Annotated in this window: 22 protein-coding genes, 1 tRNA gene and 1 pseudogene; 11 read left to right on the forward strand and 13 right to left on the reverse strand. The window is 41.9% G+C overall.

Features of this window, described 5'->3' with window-relative positions:
• Positions 1 to 26: 26 nt before the first annotated feature.
• The 5 genes from LN995_RS07090 to LN995_RS07110 form a co-directional block, all read right to left on the reverse strand.
• Complete coding sequence (locus LN995_RS07090) at positions 27 to 1295, reverse strand: MFS transporter (protein WP_229959804.1); 1269 nt, start codon at positions 1293 to 1295, stop codon at positions 27 to 29.
• 196 nt (positions 1296 to 1491) lie between these two features.
• A complete protein-coding gene (gene pth, locus LN995_RS07095) occupies positions 1492 to 2058 on the reverse strand; it encodes an aminoacyl-tRNA hydrolase (protein WP_229960049.1) in 567 nt (188 codons plus the stop codon).
• A 260-nt stretch (positions 2059 to 2318) separates the two neighbouring features.
• Positions 2319 to 2906, reverse strand: coding sequence for a 50S ribosomal protein L25/general stress protein Ctc (locus LN995_RS07100; RefSeq protein ID WP_229959806.1), 588 nt, complete (start codon positions 2904 to 2906; stop codon positions 2319 to 2321).
• A 45-nt stretch (positions 2907 to 2951) separates the two neighbouring features.
• Positions 2952 to 3881 carry a ribose-phosphate pyrophosphokinase gene (locus tag LN995_RS07105; protein ID WP_229959808.1) on the reverse strand — a complete coding sequence of 310 codons (930 nt, stop codon included), beginning with the start codon at positions 3879 to 3881 and terminating at the stop codon, positions 2952 to 2954.
• A gap of 168 nt (positions 3882 to 4049) precedes the next feature.
• Positions 4050 to 4122, reverse strand: a tRNA-Gln gene (locus tag LN995_RS07110).
• Between the two features lie 1136 nt (positions 4123 to 5258).
• Here LN995_RS07110 and LN995_RS07115 point away from each other — a divergent pair.
• From LN995_RS07115 to atpC, 3 genes are all read left to right on the forward strand, one after another.
• The gene (locus tag LN995_RS07115) at positions 5259 to 5480 is read left to right on the forward strand and encodes a hypothetical protein (protein ID WP_229959810.1); all 222 of its coding nucleotides are present in this window, start codon (positions 5259 to 5261) and stop codon (positions 5478 to 5480) included.
• A gap of 293 nt (positions 5481 to 5773) precedes the next feature.
• The gene (gene atpD / locus LN995_RS07120; RefSeq protein ID WP_229959812.1) at positions 5774 to 7288 is read left to right on the forward strand and encodes a F0F1 ATP synthase subunit beta; all 1515 of its coding nucleotides are present in this window, start codon (positions 5774 to 5776) and stop codon (positions 7286 to 7288) included.
• Positions 7289 to 7379: 91 nt separating this feature from the next.
• Positions 7380 to 7625 (forward strand): ATP synthase F1 subunit epsilon, encoded by a 246-nt coding sequence (gene atpC, locus LN995_RS07125; RefSeq protein WP_229959813.1) that lies wholly within the window; start codon positions 7380 to 7382, stop codon positions 7623 to 7625.
• Between the two features lie 166 nt (positions 7626 to 7791).
• Here the strand turns inward: atpC and LN995_RS07130 are convergent.
• A pseudogene (locus tag LN995_RS07130) lies at positions 7792 to 8492 on the reverse strand (IS1 family transposase).
• 107 nt (positions 8493 to 8599) lie between these two features.
• On the opposite strand from LN995_RS07130, the gene LN995_RS07135 reads away from it, so the two are divergent.
• Complete coding sequence (locus LN995_RS07135) at positions 8600 to 9796, forward strand: trans-sulfuration enzyme family protein (RefSeq protein ID WP_229959818.1); 1197 nt, start codon at positions 8600 to 8602, stop codon at positions 9794 to 9796.
• Between the two features lie 110 nt (positions 9797 to 9906).
• On the opposite strand, the gene LN995_RS07140 is transcribed toward LN995_RS07135, so the two are convergent.
• Genes LN995_RS07140 through LN995_RS07150 form a run of 3 tightly spaced genes read right to left on the reverse strand, consistent with a single transcriptional unit; the run spans position 9907 to position 12312 of the window.
• Complete coding sequence (locus LN995_RS07140) at positions 9907 to 11046, reverse strand: aminotransferase class I/II-fold pyridoxal phosphate-dependent enzyme (protein ID WP_229959820.1); 1140 nt, start codon at positions 11044 to 11046, stop codon at positions 9907 to 9909.
• A complete protein-coding gene (locus LN995_RS07145; protein ID WP_229959822.1) occupies positions 11033 to 11689 on the reverse strand; it encodes an acetyltransferase in 657 nt (218 codons plus the stop codon). Before LN995_RS07145 ends, LN995_RS07140 begins: the two co-directional genes overlap by 14 nt.
• Positions 11683 to 12312: a sugar transferase gene (locus LN995_RS07150; RefSeq protein ID WP_229959825.1), complete on the reverse strand. Its 630-nt coding sequence runs from the start codon at positions 12310 to 12312 to the stop codon at positions 11683 to 11685. Before LN995_RS07150 ends, LN995_RS07145 begins: the two co-directional genes overlap by 7 nt.
• 160 nt (positions 12313 to 12472) lie before the next feature.
• On the opposite strand from LN995_RS07150, the gene ispE reads away from it, so the two are divergent.
• Positions 12473 to 13282, forward strand: a complete 810-nt coding sequence (gene ispE / locus LN995_RS07155; protein ID WP_229959827.1) for a 4-(cytidine 5'-diphospho)-2-C-methyl-D-erythritol kinase — start codon at positions 12473 to 12475, stop codon at positions 13280 to 13282.
• Here the strand turns inward: ispE and LN995_RS07160 are convergent.
• The 3 genes from LN995_RS07160 to tgt form a co-directional block, all read right to left on the reverse strand.
• A complete protein-coding gene (locus LN995_RS07160) occupies positions 13238 to 14173 on the reverse strand; it encodes a DMT family transporter (protein WP_229959829.1) in 936 nt (311 codons plus the stop codon). The two genes, ispE and LN995_RS07160, sit on opposite strands and share 45 nt — an antisense overlap.
• Positions 14173 to 15249 (reverse strand): LptF/LptG family permease, encoded by a 1077-nt coding sequence (locus tag LN995_RS07165; RefSeq protein ID WP_229959831.1) that lies wholly within the window; start codon positions 15247 to 15249, stop codon positions 14173 to 14175. Before LN995_RS07165 ends, LN995_RS07160 begins: the two co-directional genes overlap by 1 nt.
• A 111-nt stretch (positions 15250 to 15360) precedes the next feature.
• Complete coding sequence (tgt, locus tag LN995_RS07170; RefSeq protein WP_229959833.1) at positions 15361 to 16491, reverse strand: tRNA guanosine(34) transglycosylase Tgt; 1131 nt, start codon at positions 16489 to 16491, stop codon at positions 15361 to 15363.
• A 302-nt stretch (positions 16492 to 16793) separates the two neighbouring features.
• On the opposite strand from tgt, the gene LN995_RS07175 reads away from it, so the two are divergent.
• The 4 genes from LN995_RS07175 (at position 16794) to rsmG (ending at position 19542) form a co-directional block, all read left to right on the forward strand.
• Positions 16794 to 17900, forward strand: a complete 1107-nt coding sequence (locus LN995_RS07175; RefSeq protein WP_229959836.1) for a glycosyltransferase — start codon at positions 16794 to 16796, stop codon at positions 17898 to 17900.
• Positions 17891 to 18499 (forward strand): RNA polymerase sigma factor, encoded by a 609-nt coding sequence (locus LN995_RS07180; protein WP_115567331.1) that lies wholly within the window; start codon positions 17891 to 17893, stop codon positions 18497 to 18499. Before LN995_RS07175 ends, LN995_RS07180 begins: the two co-directional genes overlap by 10 nt.
• Before the next feature lie 85 nt (positions 18500 to 18584).
• A complete protein-coding gene (locus LN995_RS07185; protein WP_229959838.1) occupies positions 18585 to 18863 on the forward strand; it encodes a hypothetical protein in 279 nt (92 codons plus the stop codon).
• Between the two features lie 40 nt (positions 18864 to 18903).
• Positions 18904 to 19542 carry a 16S rRNA (guanine(527)-N(7))-methyltransferase RsmG gene (gene rsmG, locus LN995_RS07190; RefSeq protein ID WP_229959840.1) on the forward strand — a complete coding sequence of 213 codons (639 nt, stop codon included), beginning with the start codon at positions 18904 to 18906 and terminating at the stop codon, positions 19540 to 19542.
• A 48-nt stretch (positions 19543 to 19590) separates the two neighbouring features.
• Here rsmG and LN995_RS07195 read toward each other — a convergent pair whose 3' ends face one another.
• Positions 19591 to 20544: a YheT family hydrolase gene (locus LN995_RS07195; RefSeq protein WP_229959842.1), complete on the reverse strand. Its 954-nt coding sequence runs from the start codon at positions 20542 to 20544 to the stop codon at positions 19591 to 19593.
• Between the two features lie 452 nt (positions 20545 to 20996).
• Between LN995_RS07195 and rpsT the strand changes: the two genes are divergently transcribed.
• Positions 20997 to 21260, forward strand: a complete 264-nt coding sequence (gene rpsT / locus LN995_RS07200) for a 30S ribosomal protein S20 (protein WP_229959845.1) — start codon at positions 20997 to 20999, stop codon at positions 21258 to 21260.
• A 128-nt stretch (positions 21261 to 21388) separates the two neighbouring features.
• The gene (locus LN995_RS07205) at positions 21389 to 21655 is read left to right on the forward strand and encodes a hypothetical protein (RefSeq protein ID WP_229959847.1); all 267 of its coding nucleotides are present in this window, start codon (positions 21389 to 21391) and stop codon (positions 21653 to 21655) included.
• Positions 21656 to 21960 lie beyond the last annotated feature (305 nt).

The following is a 21960-nucleotide window of genomic DNA, read 5'->3' on the forward strand; positions in this document are numbered from 1 at the left end:
TAAAAAGTTATGTTTTACTGCATTCCTTAACTTGTTACCATCTTGTTGTCTACTGCTAAGGCTGCTATAGTCTCTCTGTCGGATCTGTGCCTTTCCATTGCCTGTACTACAAAATAAATTCCCAAGGCTGTAACTATTGCTAACCCGCCAGTTGCCCACCAAAGTGTGGAAAAGCCATACGCTGCAATAATGTGGGTGCCTAAAAATGGGGCAATAACGTGTGCCGCAGAATAGGCAATTGTGTAAAGCCCCATATAGGCACCACGGTTACTGGTGGTGGAGCGTTCTACAGTGATGGTAGTCATAAAAGGCATGGCACATATCTCTGCTATACTTAAAAGCAGCATAGAGAGGAAGAGTACGCTAATGTGCTGTATCATATTAAAGAGTACAAAGGAAAAGCCGAGAAGCAATACGCCAGCCACTATAATCACAGCTTTTTTTACGCGATCTCCTATCAGGTATACCAGAATCATTTCCAGGAGGAAAACAATAAAGCCGTTCAAAGCCATTAGTATACCTATGTTACTTTCTGAAAGTATAAACACCTGCTTATAATACAACGGCAAGGTAGAAAACAACTGAAAAAAGATAGTTGCAAAACTACAGCAGAGCAATACGAAAAGCATAAAAGTTAAATCCTTGTAAGGTGAGCGGGCAGTTGTGGCAACTTGCTGCTTCTGCTTTGACTCATGCTGTGGCTGATGGCCTTGTTTATGGCGGAAATAAAAGAAAAAGAAAGCACCTGCACCTAAACAGGTAACGCCATCAGCAAGAAAAAGCCACTTGTACGACAAAGCAGCCAGCAAGCCTCCTATGGCCGGACCAACTGAAAAACCCAGGTTAATGGCCATTCTGTTAAGAGAGAAGGCCCTGGTTACATTTTCAGGTTTGGCATAAGAGGCAATTGAGGAGGCGTTGGCAGGGCGGAGACAGTCGTTTACTAAGCTCAGTATAAACACGCCTGCAGCCATGTACTCAAACTCCCTTAAGTTCAGGAGCACAAAGTATAGACTACCTCCCAGTGTGAGGCTAATGAACTGCACTTTAAAGTGACCAACTTTATCAGTTAACCAGCCGCCTAAAAATGCTCCGCACACAGAGCCCAGCCCATAGATACTCAGTACAGCCCCTGTCTCTTTTAAACTATAATGCAGCACTTCTGTAAGGTAAACGCTCAGGAAGGGCGTTACCATAGCGCCACTTCGATTTATAAGCATTACCAGCGACATCATCCAGGCGGGTTTGGAAAGGCCGCCAAAGGCATTGCGGTAGAGAAGAAAAACTCTTTTCATAGTTTAAGAAGTCGGTAAGGTGGCATTGGTACAAATGTATGTATTTCAGCCAGCTAAATAAATAAAGCCTCTGCTGATACTAGCAGCAGAGGCTTTATTTATTTAGTAAACAGGTTACCAAATGATGGCTTTGAAAAGCAGGCTGTAGAGGAAATACAGTACGTGGACTACCGATGTAAACTTAGAACAGCAATTTTTATTTTGTATTATAGAAGTTCATCGTTCGTTCCAACCCTATAGTACCAAATGAAACAACGGCATCAGCAGATTTTTCTATTAATGTTTGTAGTTCTGCCTGTTCATCTGCTGTAAACGTGCTTAATACGTAATCGACCTGTTTGCCTTTTGAAAAGGCGTCACCTACACCAAAGCGGAGGCGAGGGTAGTTATTATGCCCGAGTGTCTGCTCAATATGTTTTAGCCCGTTATGACCACCGGCACTTCCCTTCATACGAATGCGGATTTTACCGAAAGGGAGTGCAATGTCATCTGTAATAATCAACATTTGCTCTGGCGACAGTTTCAGGCTGTTTAAATAATGACCAACTGCTTTTCCACTCAGGTTCATGTATGTAGTAGGTTTTACCAATACAAAGGTGCGGCCTTTGGTTTTTATCTCTGTCACGAAAGCATGGCGGTTAACTTCAAAACTGGCAGGCCCATATTTCTGTGCCAGGTAGTCAAGTACCATAAAGCCAATGTTGTGACGAGTTTCAGCATATTCAGGGCCAATATTTCCGAGGCCTACGATCAGGTATTTCATGGTTGTATCTTCAGAAGTAGCAGGTTGTTCATTAGTTAAGCCCAGCCACCTTTTTACAGTTTGTAACATTCTATAAGACGTTAGACTATGGCTGTTTAGTTTTAGAGTTGTATTTTGCCTGTTAAAACAAACTAAATTTAGTAGCAGTTAAAGAATTTAGGTGCAAGGCCTGGATATATAGCATCTCAAAAGCAGGTTTAAACTAAAAATCCTGCCCTGCACGGGGCAGGACAGGATTTAATAAGAAAGCTATATTTGGCTTATTTTTTACCGGCACGAGCTTCTTCCATCTGTGCACTCTTAAGAGCACGAGGAATAGTAACTGTTGCAACTGGTGCGCTTGGGTTGTTAAGAATCTCGTAGTTTACAGGCTTAACCTTGTTAACTTTGATAGACTTTCCAAGTTCCAGATCAGAAATATCAACTTCTACATAATCAGGAAGGTTAGCAGGAAGTGCTTTTACTTTCATCTTACGCAGGTTTGTTACAAGCTTACCACCAAGAATCACACCAGGTGATGTTCCTACTAATTTCACAGGAATATCAAGTTTAACTGGCTTGTCGTCCTGTAGCAGAAGGAAGTCAACGTGCAGAAGCATTTCGTTTACTGGGTGGAACTGTGCATCCTGAAGAACTGCTCTGTAATGAGTACCTTCGATATTAAGGTCTACTTCGTATACTTCTGGAGAATAAACCAAGTCTCTGAACAGAATAGCTGGTGCATAGAAGTGAACTTGCTCAGCACCGCCATAAAGTACGCCTGGTACATAAGACTCATTGCGTAGTTCTTTAGAAACTTGCTTGCCGAGATTTGCTCTTTTAAACCCTATAATCTCTAACGTTTTCATAAAAATTGTTTTTAAATTGTTTATTGCTACAAAAGTATAGCCTTGTTAAATAAATAATGAGCTGATTGAGTCGTGCGTTACTACACTATTAATCGCTCTGGCAAATAACTGTGAGAAAGAAAGTACTTTTATCTTAGAACATTCCTGCCTCAGACGTATTGTATCTGATACAACAAGTTCTTCGAGTACTGAGTTCTCTATGCGCTCATAAGCAGGGCCAGAAAGTACTGGGTGCGTTGCTATGGCGCGTACTGTTTTAGCGCCCTTTTCTTTCAGCAGTTGCGCAGCTTTTGTGATAGTACCTGCTGTATCTATCATGTCGTCCACTAAAACTACATCCATCCCCTCTACATCACCAATTACCTGCATAGAGGCAATTTCGTTGGCACGCTTGCGATGCTTATCGCATACTACCATTTCTGCCCCAAAATTAGTGGCAAAAGCTCTGGTTCTAACCACGCCACCTACATCCGGAGATGCAAAAATAAGATCACTGCCTAGGTTCAGACTACGCAGGTAGGGTACAAAAATAGCAGAGCCATTTAAATGATCTACCGGTATATCAAAAAAGCCCTGTATCTGTCCGGCATGCAAATCACAGGTCATCAAGCGGTCTGCGCCTACAGACTGTATAGCGTTAGCCACTACTTTAGCACCTATAGATACACGTGGCTTGTCTTTTCTGTCTTGTCGTGCGTAGCCATAATAAGGCATTACCACAATTACTTTATGAGCTGATGCACGCTTTGCTGCGTCAATCATCAGCATTAACTCCATCAGGTTATCAGCTGGCGGAAAAGTAGATTGTACAAGAAATACTTCTGCTCCACGAATGGACTCGTTAAAGTGTACGCCTATTTCTCCATCACTAAAACTGGAGACGGTCAGATCACCGAGTGGCTGCCCATAAGCAGTAGCTATTTTCTCAGCTAAATATCTGGAAGCGGTACCAGAGAAAATTTTAACCTGTGGCATAATGGTGCTAAATACTAAAGAATTTTGGGTTTAGGTTTAGTTTATTATGCCTGCAAAGCTACGAACAATCCTGATACTTGGCACCAGAAAACTGGTATTTAAATAGTTACAGGCTGCTATAAAAGCAAAAGAGAACAACACACTCGCCGCATGTTGTTCTCTTTTAAGTTGTCCGACCAGGGCTCGAACCTGGACTCTTCTGAACCAAAATCAGACGTGTTGCCAGTTACACCATCGGACAATCTCCCTACTAAACTTTAGAACTGTTGTTCTGTTGTCGTTTGGTGATGCAAAGATAGAGAGACGATTTTAAACTGCAAACATTTGCTGTAAAATTTTTTTTAAAATTTAATCTGAAATCTGCTCCAGAGAGGTGTCAAAGTACTTTTTAGCTACACTGATACTGTGGGAAAGGTCTCCATATATATGGCAGTTAAGGCCTGTTACATTGTCTAATTTAGTGAGATTCACCCTTTTATTTTGGGTAGCTTTTTCAACGGCAGTTTATTGCTCCAGTACTACCGACAGAACAACACGGCTCTTACTTTCTCCAAATAAAAATTCATCTTTTCTGAATTTTTTCTCTGCCTCCACGTCAAAACCTAACTAATTTGGCATGGCTGACTAAGAAGCGAAATATAAACTTGCTTCAGTAAGGTAGTGCGCTGGTCTTACCAGTTTCTGAGCGATTACTTCTTTTATAGTATTCTGTACTTTTTGCTATTGCTCTATTGTTATTAAAGAACGGGGCAGGAGATAGTTTTATATTATGGTAAGAATGCAGCACTCAGAAGAGGGGGCTGCACGTGTCCTACGAGACTACTAAGGTTTCCAACGTTCTGGAAAACCAGAGCCGTTCTGGTGTCTTTGTTATCTATTACATTCAGCATGTCTAGTAGGATTGATAAGGAATAAAGGAACCTGTCTATTTTGCCTGCCTCTACTAATACACGAGGCGATGTTTTAGGTAGCCTTAAGTTAGGTAATTGGACAGTGCTCCGGCCAGACTACAGAAAAACGCTTAGCCCCGTAAAGTTTGTTGACGCCCTAAATTTGCTCAATAGGTTCAATTTCCTCTTTCAGAGGAACAGGGTTTGTGCTGTTTCTACTGTTGTGAGTTCTTATCTCACGTTTATTTGGCTTAGTTGGATGGAATGCAAAACTGATAGTTAAGAATGTAAGGAGCCAATACAATTTAACATGTTTTTGCAGGAGAAAGGGTAAGAATAATGTTGCTTATATAAGTTTATTTAGAGTATTTAGTATATATCTTCTTTTATAATAGATATATGTTTTTTTCTGGTAATATGGTGTCACAAGCTAGGTTTCTTTTCGTAAAGAATTCAGCATTACCTATTTTTATTACCGGGTTTCAATATGACTATAAATCCTGATATCGTTATTACTACTTGTGGAAAAGAGCTTGATCTTCGCCATACAGAGCTTGTAATTGAGCGTTCTAACCCGCTTTTTAGCTACAACATCCATAAGCTTAAGTCCGGTGAGTATATCATCGCAGAGAAGTTTTATGCTAATCCCTTTAACAACAGGTACATCTTGTTGAATGATGAGCAGATCGAGGAACTAAAGAACCTGTGATAGTTGTCTGTTCTTCAATTCTTAATTCTAGATTATTACTGACTGTCCTAAAAGTAAGTGTAGAACATTTGTGCTTAAGCGGTTCATAAACCTGTACTTTATGCTACATATGTAAGGCTCATGGTTTGGACTATAATTAATGCTTAAGCGAATAAGCCTTAAACTATTATTGATTAATACTAAAGAAGGCAAAAGTTTTCTTTGGGTTGTATGGTTTTACAAGATTTATACCTTAATTTTGCACCCTAATACAACTCCGTTTATACAAAAAGTTAATCAATATAAAAAGTCAAATGGCGAATATTGGCAGAATTACCCAGGTTATCGGCCCGGTTGTGGACGTTAGCTTTGTGGGTGAAAACACTAAGCTACCAAATATCTTGGATGCCCTTGAAGTGACGAAAGACAATGGCCAGAAAATTATACTGGAATGTCAGACGCACCTTGGCGAAGACCGTGTACGTACCATCGCGATGGACTCTACAGAAGGTCTTACTCGTGGAGCTGAAGTACTGGATCTGGGTTCTCCTATCAAAATGCCGACAGGCGAAGGTATTAAAGGGCGCCTTTTCAATGTGATTGGCGAAGCCATTGATGGTATTGCACAACCAGTAAGCACTGGTGGCCTTTCGATACACAGAGCAGCTCCTCGTTTCGAAGATCTTGCTACTTCATCAGAAGTGCTTTATACAGGTATCAAGGTAATAGACCTTCTGGAGCCTTATGTAAAAGGTGGTAAAATTGGTCTTTTCGGTGGTGCCGGTGTAGGTAAGACAGTACTGATCATGGAGTTGATCAACAACATTGCAAAAGCTTACTCTGGTCTTTCTGTGTTTGCCGGTGTTGGTGAGCGTACACGTGAGGGTAATGACCTGTTGCGTGAGATGATTGAATCAGGTGTAATTAAATATGGCGATGCTTTTAAACACGCTATGGAAGAGGGGGCATGGGACATCGCTAAAGTAGATATGGATGAGTTGGCTAAGTCTCAGGCTACCCTGGTATTCGGTCAGATGAACGAGCCGCCTGGGGCACGTGCCCGAGTTGCTCTTGCCGGTCTTACTGTTGCCGAAAACTTCCGTGATGGTGACAGTGGAGACACTGCTGGTGCTGGTCGTGATATCCTGTTCTTTATTGATAATATTTTCCGCTTTACTCAGGCAGGTTCTGAGGTTTCGGCCCTTCTGGGGCGTATGCCATCTGCGGTAGGTTATCAGCCAACGCTGGCAACTGAAATGGGTGCCATGCAAGAGCGTATTACGTCTACAAAACGTGGTTCAATTACATCTGTACAGGCTGTTTATGTACCTGCGGATGACTTAACTGACCCTGCTCCAGCAACAACCTTTGCTCACTTGGATGCTACTACAGTACTTTCCCGTAAAATCTCTGAGCTAGGTATTTACCCTGCGGTAGACCCTCTGGATTCTACCTCACGTATTCTATCTGCTGATGTGTTGGGCGATGAGCACTACAACACAGCGCAGCGTGTCAAAGAAATTCTGCAGCGTTACAAAGAACTTCAGGATATTATCGCCATCCTTGGTATGGATGAGCTTTCTGACGAGGATAAACTGGTGGTGCACAGAGCACGTCGCGTACAGCGTTTCCTTTCTCAGCCGTTCCACGTGGCAGAGCAGTTTACTGGCCTGAAAGGTGTGCTTGTTGATATCAAGGATACTATCAGAAGCTTCAATGAAATTATGGATGGTAAACATGACCACCTTCCTGAGTCAGCATTTAACCTGGTAGGTACCATTGAAGATGCTGTTGCGAAAGGTGAGAAAATGTTAGCCGAAGCAAGATAGATTTTATAGTTAAAAGTTAAGAGTTAAAAGTTCTGAGTTGTGTTCGCCAATTCTTTTTTAACTCTTAACTCTAAACTCTTAACTACTAAAGATGTATTTAGAAATAATCACACCTGATAACAAGGTTTTTGCCGGTGAGGTGGAGACCGCACAGTTTCCTGGAGCAAATGGCTCTTTCGAAGTGCTGAACTCGCACGCGCCACTCATCAGCACGATGGAAAAAGGCACTATCCGTATCACTACTAATAAAGGGCAGGAGTTCTTTACTGTAGATGGTGGTGTGGTAGAAGTACTGAACAATAAAATTATTGTGCTTGCTGAGTCTGTAATCGTGTAAAGAAATAAAGTACTACATAAAAAAAGCCTTCTGTTTTTTATAAGCAGAAGGCTTTTTTTATGTAACTGTCACATTTAATTGGTTGGTAAATTCTACCGTTTTAAGCGGTAAAGCAGAGAAGGGGAGAAATAATTGTTTATTGATTGTTTAAATTTTAGGTTTTGGTCTATAATGTATGATGGTTTCGGTAATAGAATATTAGCTTCATGGCACTGTAATGATTCTGCTCTTTTTTAGAGAAGCAGGCTGTTTTTCTGACTAGTCTTCTGTTTCTTATTCTCAGGCACAGGTTCACCCCCTCGATGTTCCTGGTGTAAGTCTTTCCCACAGGTGCTTTTCGACTGGCAGCACTTTGCCGAAGGCGGGCCAGTCATCAGTGCACAGCCAGCCAATATCGAGCGCCTGGAGCTGCCGGTAAAGCCTTCTGACAGTTTGTTGGCTGCGGTTCCCCCAGCTCCATGCCAGCACCTCGTCGGTTTCTGGAGCATAGGCGTAGAAAAGCCATCTCTTGCGCTTCTTGCGTTGACCGACAAAGGTCCACACCTCGTCTATCTGCACAGAGGAGTAGCTTTTGAGGCGGTGCTTGAAATGGCATTGGGCAGCCTGCTGGTTTAGCCACCTGAGCACCGTCTGCCGGTGCACGCCCGTCACCTTTTCAATGTCGCGGATGCCGGAGTTGCGCACCAGCATGTGCAACACCAGCCGCTTTACCTCAGGTCGGCAGCCTGCCTTCTGGTAGGCGTACTGGAACTGTTTGCCGCAGCCTCGGTACAGAAAGTTCTGCCTGCCCGTGCGCTTTCCCCCGTTTTTGACTACCTTCATACTGTGGCAGTAGGGGCAGTTTACCTGGATAGTTATCTCGCACATAACTTCCTATGAATACCCTTGCTGCCATACTTATTCCAATATCATACATTCTAGACCACAGCCAAATTTTATTTGTTGTATCCGCTGAAATAAAACTAAAGACGAGTGTGAAAATAGCAGGTTTTTCTATTTTTGTAGAGACCTCACATTTTAAACCAAAACTCATAGTAGTGGATATCAAGCCAAAAATTACGCCTATATACCAGACTTCCGTTTTCAACTTCGAAGACCTGAATGAACTGGAACTGTATTTTGAACAACCAGGACAAAGCTATATGTACACCCGCTATGGCAATCCTAATTCTGACGAACTGGCACAGGAAGTAAATAAGTTGGAACAAGGAGCTGGGGCTGTGGTTACTTCATCGGGCATGTCGGCTATTTTAGCTGCTATACTAGGGTTCTGCAAAGCTGGGGATCATATTTTATGTGCTGAGGAGGTATATGGAGGGTCGTCTGCTTTGATAAGGCAAGAGCTAACACGAATGGGAATAGAAGTGAGTTTTTTGCCTGCCTCTGATACCTATTCTTTACATGAGTATGTGCAGCCTAATACACGTATGATGCTGGCTGAGACAATCAGCAATCCTTTGGTGCAGGTACTGGATGTAAGGCGTCTGGCACAGGAGACAAAGAAGCAAGGCATTAAGTTGATAGTTGATAACACATTTGCATCGCCGATACTGACTAAGCCACTGTTGTTAGGTGCCGACATAGTGGTACATAGTGTAACGAAATACCTCTCCGGTCATAGTGATGTAACAGCAGGAGTGGTTATATGCGAAGAGGCTGAAGATGCACAGCGTGTATTGAAAGTTATGATGACCTATGGCTTAAATTTAAGCCCATTCGACAGTTGGCTGGCAGTAAGAGGACTTAAAACAATTTGGATACGTATGCGGCAGCATTGCTCAAATGCTTTGACTATAGCCGCTTATTTACAGGGGCATCCAAAAGTAGAACAGGTTTGGTACCCGGGCTTAGAGCAACATCCACAACATGAGTTGGCTAAAGAGCAAGGAGAAGGCTTGTTCGGGGGAATGCTTTCTTTCCGGTTAAAAGATGATACAGAGGAAGCTGTTAACAAGTTTATGAGGGCACTGGAACATATTCCTTTTGCTCCGTCGCTGGCTGGAGTTAATACTTCCATTTCTCATCCGCTTCGTACCTCTCATAGATCTCTTTCTTCGGAGCAGCAACAGAATATGGGAATAACAATTGGCGTAATAAGGCTATCTGTCGGGATAGAAGAACCTGAAGAGCTTATAGCTGAGTTGGAAGCAGCGCTGGATAACATTAATTAATAATGTATATAAGCAGTCTGAACAGGAAGAGGCAGTCTTGAGAGCGCTTCTTCCTGTTCAGACTGCTTCAGTTTCAAAGGCATTATAGCAGTAATGCCAAGAAGAAGCACCTATACTTCAAATTGCCGCTTCAGTGCTTTTACTACTTTGTCAAGCTCTTCCTCTGATAAGTTACTGCTGCTGGGCAGGCACAGGCCTCTGTTGAAAAGCTTTTCACTAAGACCATCACCATAGTACAAACTATCTTTGAAGAGAGGTTGCAGGTGCATTGGTTTCCAGAGGAGGCGGGTTTCTATATTTTCCTTTTCTAGTGTTTGCCTCACTTCCTCAGGGCTTACCTTAAGGTCTTCCGATAACAACACAGTGGTAAGCCAGCGGTTGGAGAAGCAACCTTTGGGTTCGGGCTTAAAAATGATGCCTTCAATGTCTTGTAACTTTTCTCTATAGTAATTGTAAATTTCTCTGCGTTGTTTTACGCGTGTTTCCAGTACCTCTATTTGCCCACGCCCAATGCCTGCGCTTATATTGCTGATGCGGTAGTTATAGCCAAGTTGTGAATGCTGGTAATGTGTAGCCTGATCTTTTGCCTGCGTAGCCAGGAACAGGGCTTGTTCTGCTATGTTTTTATCTGCCGTTACTAAAGCGCCGCCTCCTGAAGTGGTGACAATCTTATTCCCATTGAAAGAAAAAACACCAGCCTGTCCCAGCGTTCCCACCTGATGTCCCCCGTAACGAGAACCTAGTGCTTCTGCGGCATCCTCAATAACAGGTATTTCAAACTCATTCGCTATTTCAATGAGTTCCTTCAGCTTGGCTGGCATACCATACAAGTGAACCAGTAGGAGGCAGGATGGCTTCTTCCCCTTCTTGAGCCGATTTTCAATAGCCTCTCTCAAAGCTGTTGGGCTCATATTCCAGGTGTCAGGCTCACTGTCTACAAAAAGAGGTGTGGCACCTATATATAATATAGGGTTAGGAGTAGCTACAAAAGTAAAAGTAGAACACAATACTTCGTCCCCGGCTTTAACACCTACTACACGTAAGGCTACATGTATGGCGGCTGTTCCAGAGTTAAGCGCTACTGCATGGCGGGCATTTGTATGCTGGCAGATATCATGCTCAAAGCCTTGGATATTAGGGCCTACCGTAGTGACCCAATTGTCTTCTATTGCCTTTTGTACATAATTCTTCTCGTGGCCTCCCATGTGAGGCGCAGACAAAAATATTCTTCCTGGACTATAGTTGGTCATGCTTTATGATTTTTGCAGGCACACCGACAGCTGTGCACCTGTTTGGTAAGTTCTTTGTTACGACTGACCCGGCTCCCACAATAGCGCCAGTGCCAATGGTTATTCCCTGTAGCACTGTTGCATTAGCACCCATAAATACTTGATCTTCAAGTATAGTGTTACCACCTAAATTTGTACCGGGCATCAATGATGAAAAATTACCAATAACGGCATCATGGCCTACGGTGCAATTCAGGTATATCAGTACATGTTTTCCTGTTTTGATATTTGTTGTCAGCACTGCTCCTTGTAGTACTACTGTACCTTCCGCTATGGAGATATGTTGGTAAGGCTTTAGTGCTGCAGTTGGATGTACGAGTACTGGAAAATGTAACTTTGGATTCTGAAGACGATTCACCAATTGGGCCTTTATATGAGGAGAACCCAGCGCAACAGTAACATATAGTTCTGAAGTAGTACAGGATAAATCATTAATGGTGCCCAGGCATGGAAAGCCATTAATTAACTGGCCCTGTAGTTCTGTGTTATCATCATAAAAGCCTTTTATATCCCAAACTGGAGTTACTTCGTTTATTTGGTGTAGCAGCACCAGTATTTCTTTTCCAAGGCCACCGGCTCCGACTATAGCAATAGGCTTTAGCATGAGAGGGAAGGGCTGGAGGTTCGGCTGCCTGTAAAAGGAGCTACAGTGGCCTGGCCAGGTGCATTAATGTGTTTAGGGCGGAGAAGGTTTATCGCCGTCCTAAACAGAATAAGCAAATCTGTTTTGAAGGACAAATTTCTTACATACCAAATATCATAGCTGAACTTCTGTTCCCAACTGATACCATTACGGCCATTCACTTGTGCCCAACCTGTTATGCCCGGTTTTACATGGTGCCGCTGCGCCTGTTCTTTTGTATAAAGCGGGAGGTACTCCGTGAGTAGGGGGCGTGGCCCTACTATACTTAGCTCTCCGCGAAGAACATTGTAAAGCTGAGGTAGCTCATCGAGCGAAAACTTTCGAATAATTTTCCCTGTAACAGTAAGGCGTTCAGCATCAGGTAGTAGAGTGCCGTCTTCTTTACAGCAATCTGTCATGGATTTTAACTTGTATATATAAAAAGGTGTCCCATACAGGCCTGGTCTTTTTTGCCTGAAGAACACATTGCCACCATAAATTACATACAAGAAAGGGTACAGCAGTAAAAATAGCGGCAGGCTTAATAGCAGCAGTACTGTAGCTACTACAATATCTAATAACCGCTTACCATACTTTTTGTACATAGGAAAGTGCTTCTTTTATTAGTTAGGTCTTCAATATACAATAATCACCTATACCGCAACAGCTGTAGTACGTACAAAATTCAGATTTGGCACAGGCTGCATCTGCCATGTCGGTACAAATTTATAGATTGCAGTATAATTAAGAAGTAAACGTAAGCTGATGCTTGATTTCCCTAACGCAAAAATAAATCTGGGTTTATATATTACCTCTAAACGGCCTGATGGTTTCCACAATTTGCAATCCTGCTTTTATCCGGTTAAATGGTGTGATGCTCTGGAAATTCTGCCTTCGAAAGAAGAGCGCTTTGATATAACTGGTCTTTCGGTGCCAGGTAAGCTGGAAACGAATCTTTGCTATAAGGCATATAAGCTTTTGCAGCAGGATTTTAAGTTGCCTCCGGTGCACATGCATTTACATAAGGTAATACCTATGGGAGCAGGTTTAGGCGGTGGTTCTTCCGATGCTGCCTTTACCCTGCGTATACTTAATAAGCTGTTTGAGCTGGATTTAAATGCTGATACATTGGAAGAGTATGCCCGTAAGTTAGGTAGCGACTGTGCTTTCTTTGTGCGGAACAAGCCTGTAGTAGTCTCTGAAAAAGGAGATATATTTCAGCCTGTAGCGCTGGATTTGAAAGGCTATAGCTGTGTTATAGTACATCCGGGTATACATATATCTACTGCTGAGGCTTACGGCAACGTTGTGCCTGAAGAGCCTAGCTGTGGTATGGAAATACTACTAAAGCAGGAGGTGCCTGTGTGGAAAAATATTCTGGAAAATGATTTTGAGAAGGTTTTGTTCCCTAAGTACCCGGAGCTGCCTAAAGTAAAGGAAAAGCTCTATGATGCCGGAGCCGCTTATGCTTCTATGACAGGTTCCGGCTCAGCAGTGTTTGGGCTTTTTAAAGGAGATGCGCCAACAGATTTAGTCTTCCCCAATCACTACATCGTTTGGCAAGGACTTTTTTAGTTTATTCTGGCGCTCTGAGTAAGCATCTAAAATGGGGTAGACAAATACACTTAACAAAATAACACCGGCACCATAATAAAAGCCTGTAGACATTTTTTCGCCTTCGTTAAAAATGAACCATGCTAATATTATTCCGTAGACTGGCTCCAGGTTTACGGTAAGGTTCATGGCATAAGCCGATATTTTCTGCATCAGGCGCACAGAAGCTGTATAGGCATACACCGTACATACTAGAGAAAGTAAAAGCAGGTACACCCAATCCCTACCGGTTAAACAAAAGTTAAGGGCTCCGTCTTCCGCAAAGAACTGTGTGTAAAGTGGGTAGAAAATTACAGACCCGATACAGGCACCTGCCATTTCGTAGCAGGTGATAGTAGTGCTGGGGTGGACTTTAGCTAGCTTTGAGTTTATGATAGTAAACACAGAGGCTAGTAAAGCAGCGCTTACTGCCATCAGAATGCCAAGCGCATGGTCAAACTCAAACCTGAAAATAATGTAAAGCCCCACTATGATGAGAAGAGCTAAGAACACCTCGTGAGGTTTTATCTGTTTCTTGCTGACTAGCGGCTCCAGAATAGCCGTCCATAAGCTACAGGTTGCCATGCCTGCCAGGCAGATTGACACGGATGCCACTCGTGCTGAGGTGAAAAACAATATCCAGTGAGCTGCTATTAAAAAGCCTACTCCCATAATCTTTAAGATATTAAGGCTGCCCAGCCAGAAAGGAGTGCCGCGTTTGTAAATGATGGCTCCTAGCGCTAGGGTAGCTATAAGTGTACGAACAGATACCAGTTCTACAGCAGGTATACTTATTAGTTTGCCCAGAATGGCCGTAAAACCCCACAGGAAAATGATAAAGTGCAGCTCAATAAAATCTTTCAGACGAGGCATTAGCGTGGAACGTAACGGTACAGTAAGAAACCTATTCCTGTAAATACGATAGTTGGTATCCAGGCGGCAATTTGTGGCGGAATATCACCTACCTGCGCCAGACTACGACTGGTAATCACAAAAATGATGAAAACAAAAGCAAGAAAGAAGCCCAGTGCAACCTGGAAACCAACACCTCCTCTGGCCTTGCGGGAGCTTACAATAACCCCTATAACAGTAAGTATAATAATGGCAAACGGGTAGCTGAAACGCTCGTACTTTTCGATCAGGTAAACTTCAATATCGTCAGCTCCGCGTTCAATTTTTTCATTGATATAGTCGTTCAGTTCCGTAATGGTAAGCGTTTGCTCTAATTTATAAGTGCTTTCAAAATCCTTTGGTAAAAGATTAAGGGTTGTGTCTAATGCACCACCTTTCAGAATGGTTTCCTGCTCTCCGTTAAAGGTGCGCAGTACATAACTGTCTACGTGCCACTTTTGCTTCTCTTCGTTCCAGGTAACATGGTTAGAGGATAGCTTTTTCTTTAATTCTGTACCGTCTATATACTCTAATGCGAAATTATAGCCAATTTTAGCTGTATTATTATAGCTCTCCATGTAGACATACGTTTTAGGAGCTATTTTAAAGTGTACGTTGCGGCCATCGTAAGTATAAGGGCTTTTAACATACTTTACCTGGAAAGCAACGCTTTTTTCATTAGCCTTGGGAATTACCCATCCTATTAATACAAATATGACTGCCGCAATAATGGTTGACCCCATAATATAAGGGACCAATAGCCTCCTGAAGCTAATGCCACTACTCAGCATGGCCACTATCTCGGTATGTGAAGCCAGTTTAGCTGTTACAAAAACAGTGGCAATAAATACGGTGATCGGGCTGAGCATATTGGCCCAGAAAGGGATCAGGTTTATATAATAGTCAAACAGAATCTCCGATACGGCCACGTCATGCTTTATAAAGTCGTCGTTTTTCTCCGTAAAGTCAATTACACAAATAACGGCTACCAATATAAGTACTGTGAATACGAACGTACTCAGAAATTTCTTTAATATATATTTGTCGAGCAGTTTCACGCTTTACTTAATTATGAATCAAAAATTAGAAATTATAAATGCCCGTTGAGAGAAGGCAACTAGCGGCATACTATAATTTCTAACTCATAATCTTTTATATCTAATTAATTATTAGAGCCTTGTCATTAGTTTCTTTACCATTATGTCTTTCCAATCGCGGAAAGTTCCGTTAATGATCTGTTGACGTGCCTGTTTTACCAACCATAGATAAAATGTAAGATTATGCACACTGGAAATCTGTGCCCCGAGCATTTCTCCGGCGTGTACCAGATGGCGTAAGTAGGCTTTGGAATAAAACGTACTGGCATAACCGCCCAGTTCAGCATCTATAGGAGAAAAATCGTCTGCCCACTTCTTGTTGCGTATGTTTACAATACCCTGTGTAGTAAACAGCATGCCGTTACGGGCATTTCGGGTTGGTAACACACAGTCGAACATATCTATCCCCAAAGCAATATTCTCCAGAATGTTAGCTGGCGTACCTACACCCATCAGGTAGCGAGGCTTATCAGCTGGCAATATATCGCATACCAGCTCTGTCATCTCATACATCATTTCAGCAGGTTCTCCTACAGACAAACCTCCAATGGCATTGCCTTCCCGGCCAAAACTGGCTATAGTTTCTGCCGACTTTACACGAAGGTCTTTGTAGGTGCTGCCTTGTACAATAGGGAAAAGTGTCTGGCTGTAACCATACTTGGGTTCAGTGCTGTCAAAGCGGTCAACACAGCGTTGTAGCCAGCGGTGCGTGCGCTCCATCGAGTTTTTAGCATAGCCGTAGTCGCAAGGGTAGGGGGTGCATTCATCAAAAGCCATAATGATGTCGGCTCCGATGGTACGTTGCACATCCATTACATATTCTGGTGTAAAATCCAGCAGAGAACCATCAATATGAGATCTGAACTTAACGCCTTCTTCCTTTATTTTGCGTGTTCCTGCTAATGAGAACACTTGGTAGCCCCCACTGTCTGTAAGAATTGGTCTGTCCCAGCCGTTAAACTTGTGCAGACCTCCTGCTTTTTCAAGTACTTCCATGCCAGGGCGCAAGTATAAGTGGTAGGTGTTACCAAGTATAATCTCGGCCTTTATATCTTCGTTCAACTCACGCTGATGAACGGCTTTAACAGTGCCCGCTGTACCTACCGGCATAAAAATCGGTGTTTCAATCGCTCCGTGGTCTGTTTGTACAACACCCGCACGGGCTTTAGACTGTGTATCTTTGGCTAATAGTGAAAATTGCATAGTTCAGGTTGTCAGCGCTATCTACTGCAAGAACAGCGCCAATCATGCGCCAGTTAAGGTGCTGGCTTATGGTTAATTAAACTGTTTAAAATAATCGGCAAAGATAAGAACATCAGTAGCACAAAACATAGCTTACTATAAAATTAGACAAGGCTTCGGAAATGATTGTATAATAGCTAAATTTGAATATAAAATCAGTGCTGGGTGCCTCGTATGTTAATGTTCTATGACATAGAAATTTTAATAGTAAGGCTGAGCATAATTGGCAGCCAGTAAATAACAAATAATAACTATTACTCCCATTGATCTTAACTATACTGCTGGTGCTGCTAGGCCTTTGTGTGCTGGTGCAGCTATATTTTTCTTTTTATTATTTTTTACCTTTTACAAAGTATAATGATCCTGAAACAGGTGGCCAGCAGAGGCCTGTATCAGTGATAGTAGCTGCCCATGATGAATTGGAGAATCTGATGGAACTACTACCTCAACTAGTAGACCAGGAGTATCCGGAATTTGAGGTAGTAGTGGTAAATGACCGCTCAGAAGATGACACAGAGTTCTACTTATATGAATTGGAACGGCAATATTCCAACTTAAAAGTCGTTACGATAAAAAAGACGCCAGATTATCTGAATTCTAAGAAATACGCAGTGGCGTTGGGCATAAGAGCATCTAAATATGAGCACCTGCTGTTTACTGATGCCGACTGCCGCCCGTGTAGCAGGCATTGGATTTATAAGATGCAAAGTGGCTACACAGGCGGTGTAGAAATTGTACTGGGCTATTCTCCGTATATAAAGATAAAGGGATTCTTAAATCATCTTATCCGATTTGAAACCTTGCTTACCGGAATTCAGTATTTGTCTCATGCATACAAAGGTCATGCTTACATGGGCGTAGGCCGAAACTTATCTTACACAAAAGCATGTTTCTTTAGGAGCAAGGGGTTTGCATCCCATATAAAAACAGTAGGCGGCGACGACGATCTTTTTATTCGCGACGCTGTTAGAAATAGTAAAGCAAACATTGTTATCAACAAGGAAGGGCAGACCTCCAGCATTCCCAAAAAGACGTTTCGGGAATGGCTGATTCAGAAAAGAAGGCATATGTCCGTTGGGAGACAGTATAAAGCAGCTGATAAAAGAAAGATAGGAGCATTTGTAGCATCAAACGTTCTTTTTTATGTACTTTCTATAATACTTCTTTTTACAAATGTTCAATTAGCTATATTAGGGGCGCTAATAGGCGTACGGTACTTAATGGTTTTTCCGGTTTATGTGCGTGCTTCACACAGGCTCGATGATAAATTGTCTATACCGCTGCTACCTGTTCTCGACATAGTCTATTTTTTCAACTATCTCTTCCTTGGGGTATCTGTATTAATGTATAAAAAGTTCAGATGGAAGTAAATAAACAATTCTCTGCAAAAGCTAAACACGACTTCAAACTGATTCAGGCAGCAGTAGAAGAAAACGATGAAAAAGCCTATGCTGAGTTGATGAGCATATATAAAAAGCCAGTATACCACGTAGTGCTTAAAATGGTACGCAATGCCGACGATGCTGAAGACTTAACCATAGAGGCTTTTGCCAAAGCATTCCGTAACCTGCATAAGTTTAACCCGGAGTATGCTTTCAGTACATGGCTTTTCCGTATTGCTACCAACAACTGCATCGACTTTATTCGTAAAAACCGAATTAAGACTATGTCTATAGACTCTGCTATTAAAATTGATAATGGTGATGAGATAACAATAGACTTCAAAGATAAAAACCTTAACCCGCAGGAAGAAGCGATCAAGAATCAGAAGATTGAGATTATGCAGTATGTTGTGGCTAAACTTCCGGACAAATACCAGCGCTTGGTTACGCTGCGTTATTTTAACGAGCTGAGCTACGAAGAAATTGCTACCGAACTAAATGCACCCCTGGGGACAGTGAAAGCGCAGCTGCACCGTGCCCGTGAGCTACTATATGATATGGTGAAAAATAAGAAGCACCTTATTTAGTATAATAAGAAATTGAATTAAGGTTGATAATTTTGATGAAGCCTCCGCTATACATTAGCGGAGGCTTTATGTTTTCGCTGTGTCTGTGGTATTTTATACTTTTGCAGTTATTATCGTTTTTCCGGCGGAACTTTACTTCTCTATGGAATTTATGATTGGCAAAAAGATACTTTCATTATTCGGCAGAGGATACTTATTCCTTCGCTACCGGAACAAAAAAAAGGTGCAGCAGGAGCTAGAGAGAAAGTTTGAAGGGCAGTTCAGGAATGCAGGAGTTGTGCTTTTAGCTGATATCTTTATGGCTTTAGCTGTTGTGGCGATAGTAAGTTTTGTTGCCGCTGTTTTATATTTTTTAATGGCTTGATAGCCCTATACTTCATAATTCTTACTTTATAACTTAAAGGATGTCTCATTCTACCACTATTCGTACGTTACTATCTAGTTACTTTCCTGATCTGACTGAAGACCAACTCCAAAAGTTTGAGCAGATGGGTGAACTGTACCAGGAGTGGAACCAGAAGATAAACGTGATCTCACGAAAAGATATGGAGCAACTGGGTGTACACCATATCTTGCATTCACTGGGTATAGCGAAGGTTATTCAGTTCCCTGATCAGGCGCATGTGCTGGATGTAGGTACAGGAGGAGGCTTGCCAGGCTTGCCATTGGCCGTTATGTTTCCGGAAGTGCGTTTTCACCTTGTAGATTCTATCGGAAAAAAAATACATGTGGTTCAGGAGATTGCGCGTGAGCTGCATTTGCAAAACGTAGTAGCCTCTCACACCAGAGCAGAACAAGTGCGTGAGAAGTTTGATTATGTGGTGAGCCGTGCCGTAACTCGCTTGGCAAACTTTTACCCGTGGGTGGCAAACAGCTTTAAAAAAGGTGATATTCCTAACAAAGGAATTTATTACTTAAAAGGTGGCGATTTAACCGAGGAACTAGCAGAGTCTGGCCTGATAACAGAAACCTTTGAATTGAAAGATTTCTTTGCAGAGGAGTTCTTTGAAACCAAAAAAGTAGTGTATGTAACGATGCTATAGCCTTTTAGGGCTGTGGTAGCTTACTTATCTGTCAGGAGTAGCTTGAAATTATTTTTCTTTTAATAAAAATGCCGCCGCTCTTGCCTCAGCGTAGTAAATGTTATTGCGGAAGCCTTCCGGAAAACCTACATGCCCTCCTTGCTCTGGAGCTTCAAAATAGAAGTTGGGGTTTTGGTTGGCTTCTTCTATAGGGTAACATTCTTTTGCAAGAAACGGATCGTTTTGGGCATTAACTAAAAGCGTTGGTATTTGAATGTTTGTCAGAAATTGTTTGCTGCTGGAGCGGGCATAATATTCATCAGCGTTTTTGAAGCCATGTAGAGGTGCCGTATAACGATCATCAAATTCTGGAAAAGACCAGGACAGGCTGTAATCATTCAGGTCTAGTTGGCCTGGGAAAAGCTGCTTTTTTTGCTCTAGCTTTTGTACCAGTGTCTTCATAAACCGACGCGTATACACCTTAGATATTTTTTTTGTAGAAGCTTTGAGATCAATAGGAACAGAAAAAGCCGCTGCACGCTTTACTTCCTTTGGTACCAGGTTAGGGGCTTCGCCTAGATATTTAAGGGTAATATTGCCTCCGGCGCTAAAACCTACCAGATAAATAGTATCGTAGTGGGCTTTGCCGCGTGCATGGTGTACTACAGAATTGAGATCGTCAGAGGCACCAAGATGATAGAAGCGGAGTAACTTGTTAGGTTCACCACTGCAACTGCGGTAGTTCCATGCTAGAGCGTCTATGCCGCGCTTGTTAAACTCCCTCACCATACCCAGAATGTAAGGCCTGCCTGAATCTCCCTCTAAACCATGTGAAAGAATCAAGAGTGATTTAGAGCCAACTCTTGACCAATCTACATCAATAAAATCATTGTCGGGTGTTACAATGCGCTCCCGCTCGTACTCCACGCCCTCAACCTGCCGGAAAAGGCCTGGAATTATGGTCTGAAGGTGGCCATTAAAAAAATAGAATGGTGGTTTGTAATTTGATGCTACAACTGGCATTTGTGTCTTCCTTAGCTCCCAAAAATAAGGTAAAAAGCTGATCAATATTTATTTAACGGTCTTTTATAGCCGATAAGTTCAGGCATTACATGAATGTTGTTACCAATATTGAAGCGCCAGAACATAAGCTATTGCTCATTAAAGTAAAGTTAGTTAATTTACTTTGAGCGAATTTCCCTTGAAGCTGACTTTATGTTTTGTGACTTTATAAATGGCACTTGTTGGGAAATAATGTTTAGAATATGTAGTTTTGCTTTACAAATAGCGTGAGCTATTTAAGTACTGTTTGTAAAAGATAGCATCTGTAGCAAGAAAGCTTTACAGGTGTAAAAGCTTATAAATAAGGGTATAATAAAAATATTAGGATACTCTTTGATATTAAAAGTAAACACTTTACCTTTGCAAACTCATTCAAGGAACGGAAGTAAAAGAATTAATTATTATAGAATAATATGGCTAACCACAAGTCGGCATTAAAGAGAATCAGAGCGAACAACGCAAAACGTCTTCGTAACAGATATCAGGCGAAAACTACTCGTACTTTCATCAAAAGACTGACAAACACGACTGATCAAGCCGAGGCGCAAGAACTGTACAAGACAGTTTCTTCTATGATTGACCGTCTGGCTAAGAAAAACATCATCCACAAAAACAAAGCAGCTAACAATAAGTCAAGATTAGCGAAATACGTTAATAGCCTGGCTACTGCAGCTTAGTTTTTGTTGGTAACTCCTATTGTGAAGCCTTACACTTTCCGTGTAAGGCTTTTTGTGCTTAAACAGTTGCTTTCTGTGTATGAGAAGAGCTGTTTACTTAGGTTTAGCTGTCATAACCTTAATAGCCTGTGATAAGAACGAGGATGAGCCTAGTTCTTATCTGGACATGGATACGAACAAAAATTTATACTATTGATAATCAGGGGAACGGAAGCTATAACCTGCATGGTTATTCAAGTGAGTACGACAAAGACAATTTGTGCCAGTTTACAAATAATAACGATTGCCTTTTCAAGGAAGGGGATAAGGTTTGTAATCCAAGTTCTGAGAGAGCAGATAAATATGCTCTCTTATGGAATGGTGCAGAAATACATTTTCAAAGCGGTGGTGCCTGAACAATCTTTTCTTTGTCGAATCAATCATCGCTTCGCTTGAAATAACGCAGCCAGTAGCATCAATGACTAGTTTTAGAAAGATATGTAACAGCCTTTAAAAGGCAGTAACTTGATTAACACATGTTTATCAGGCAAACCAATTATTCTTAACTAGAAGCCTAAGGGTAGAGTTATACATCAGAAGACATAACCAGATTGAGTAGATCTTAACCTGGATAATTAGTAGTTAACGTTTACATCAATAAAAAAAGCGGGAAGCGTTTATAACGCTTCCCGCTTTTTTTATTGATGTGTATAATTTTATG

Source organism: Pontibacter silvestris (genome assembly GCF_020907275.1).
GTDB lineage: Bacteria > Bacteroidota > Bacteroidia > Cytophagales > Hymenobacteraceae > Pontibacter > Pontibacter silvestris.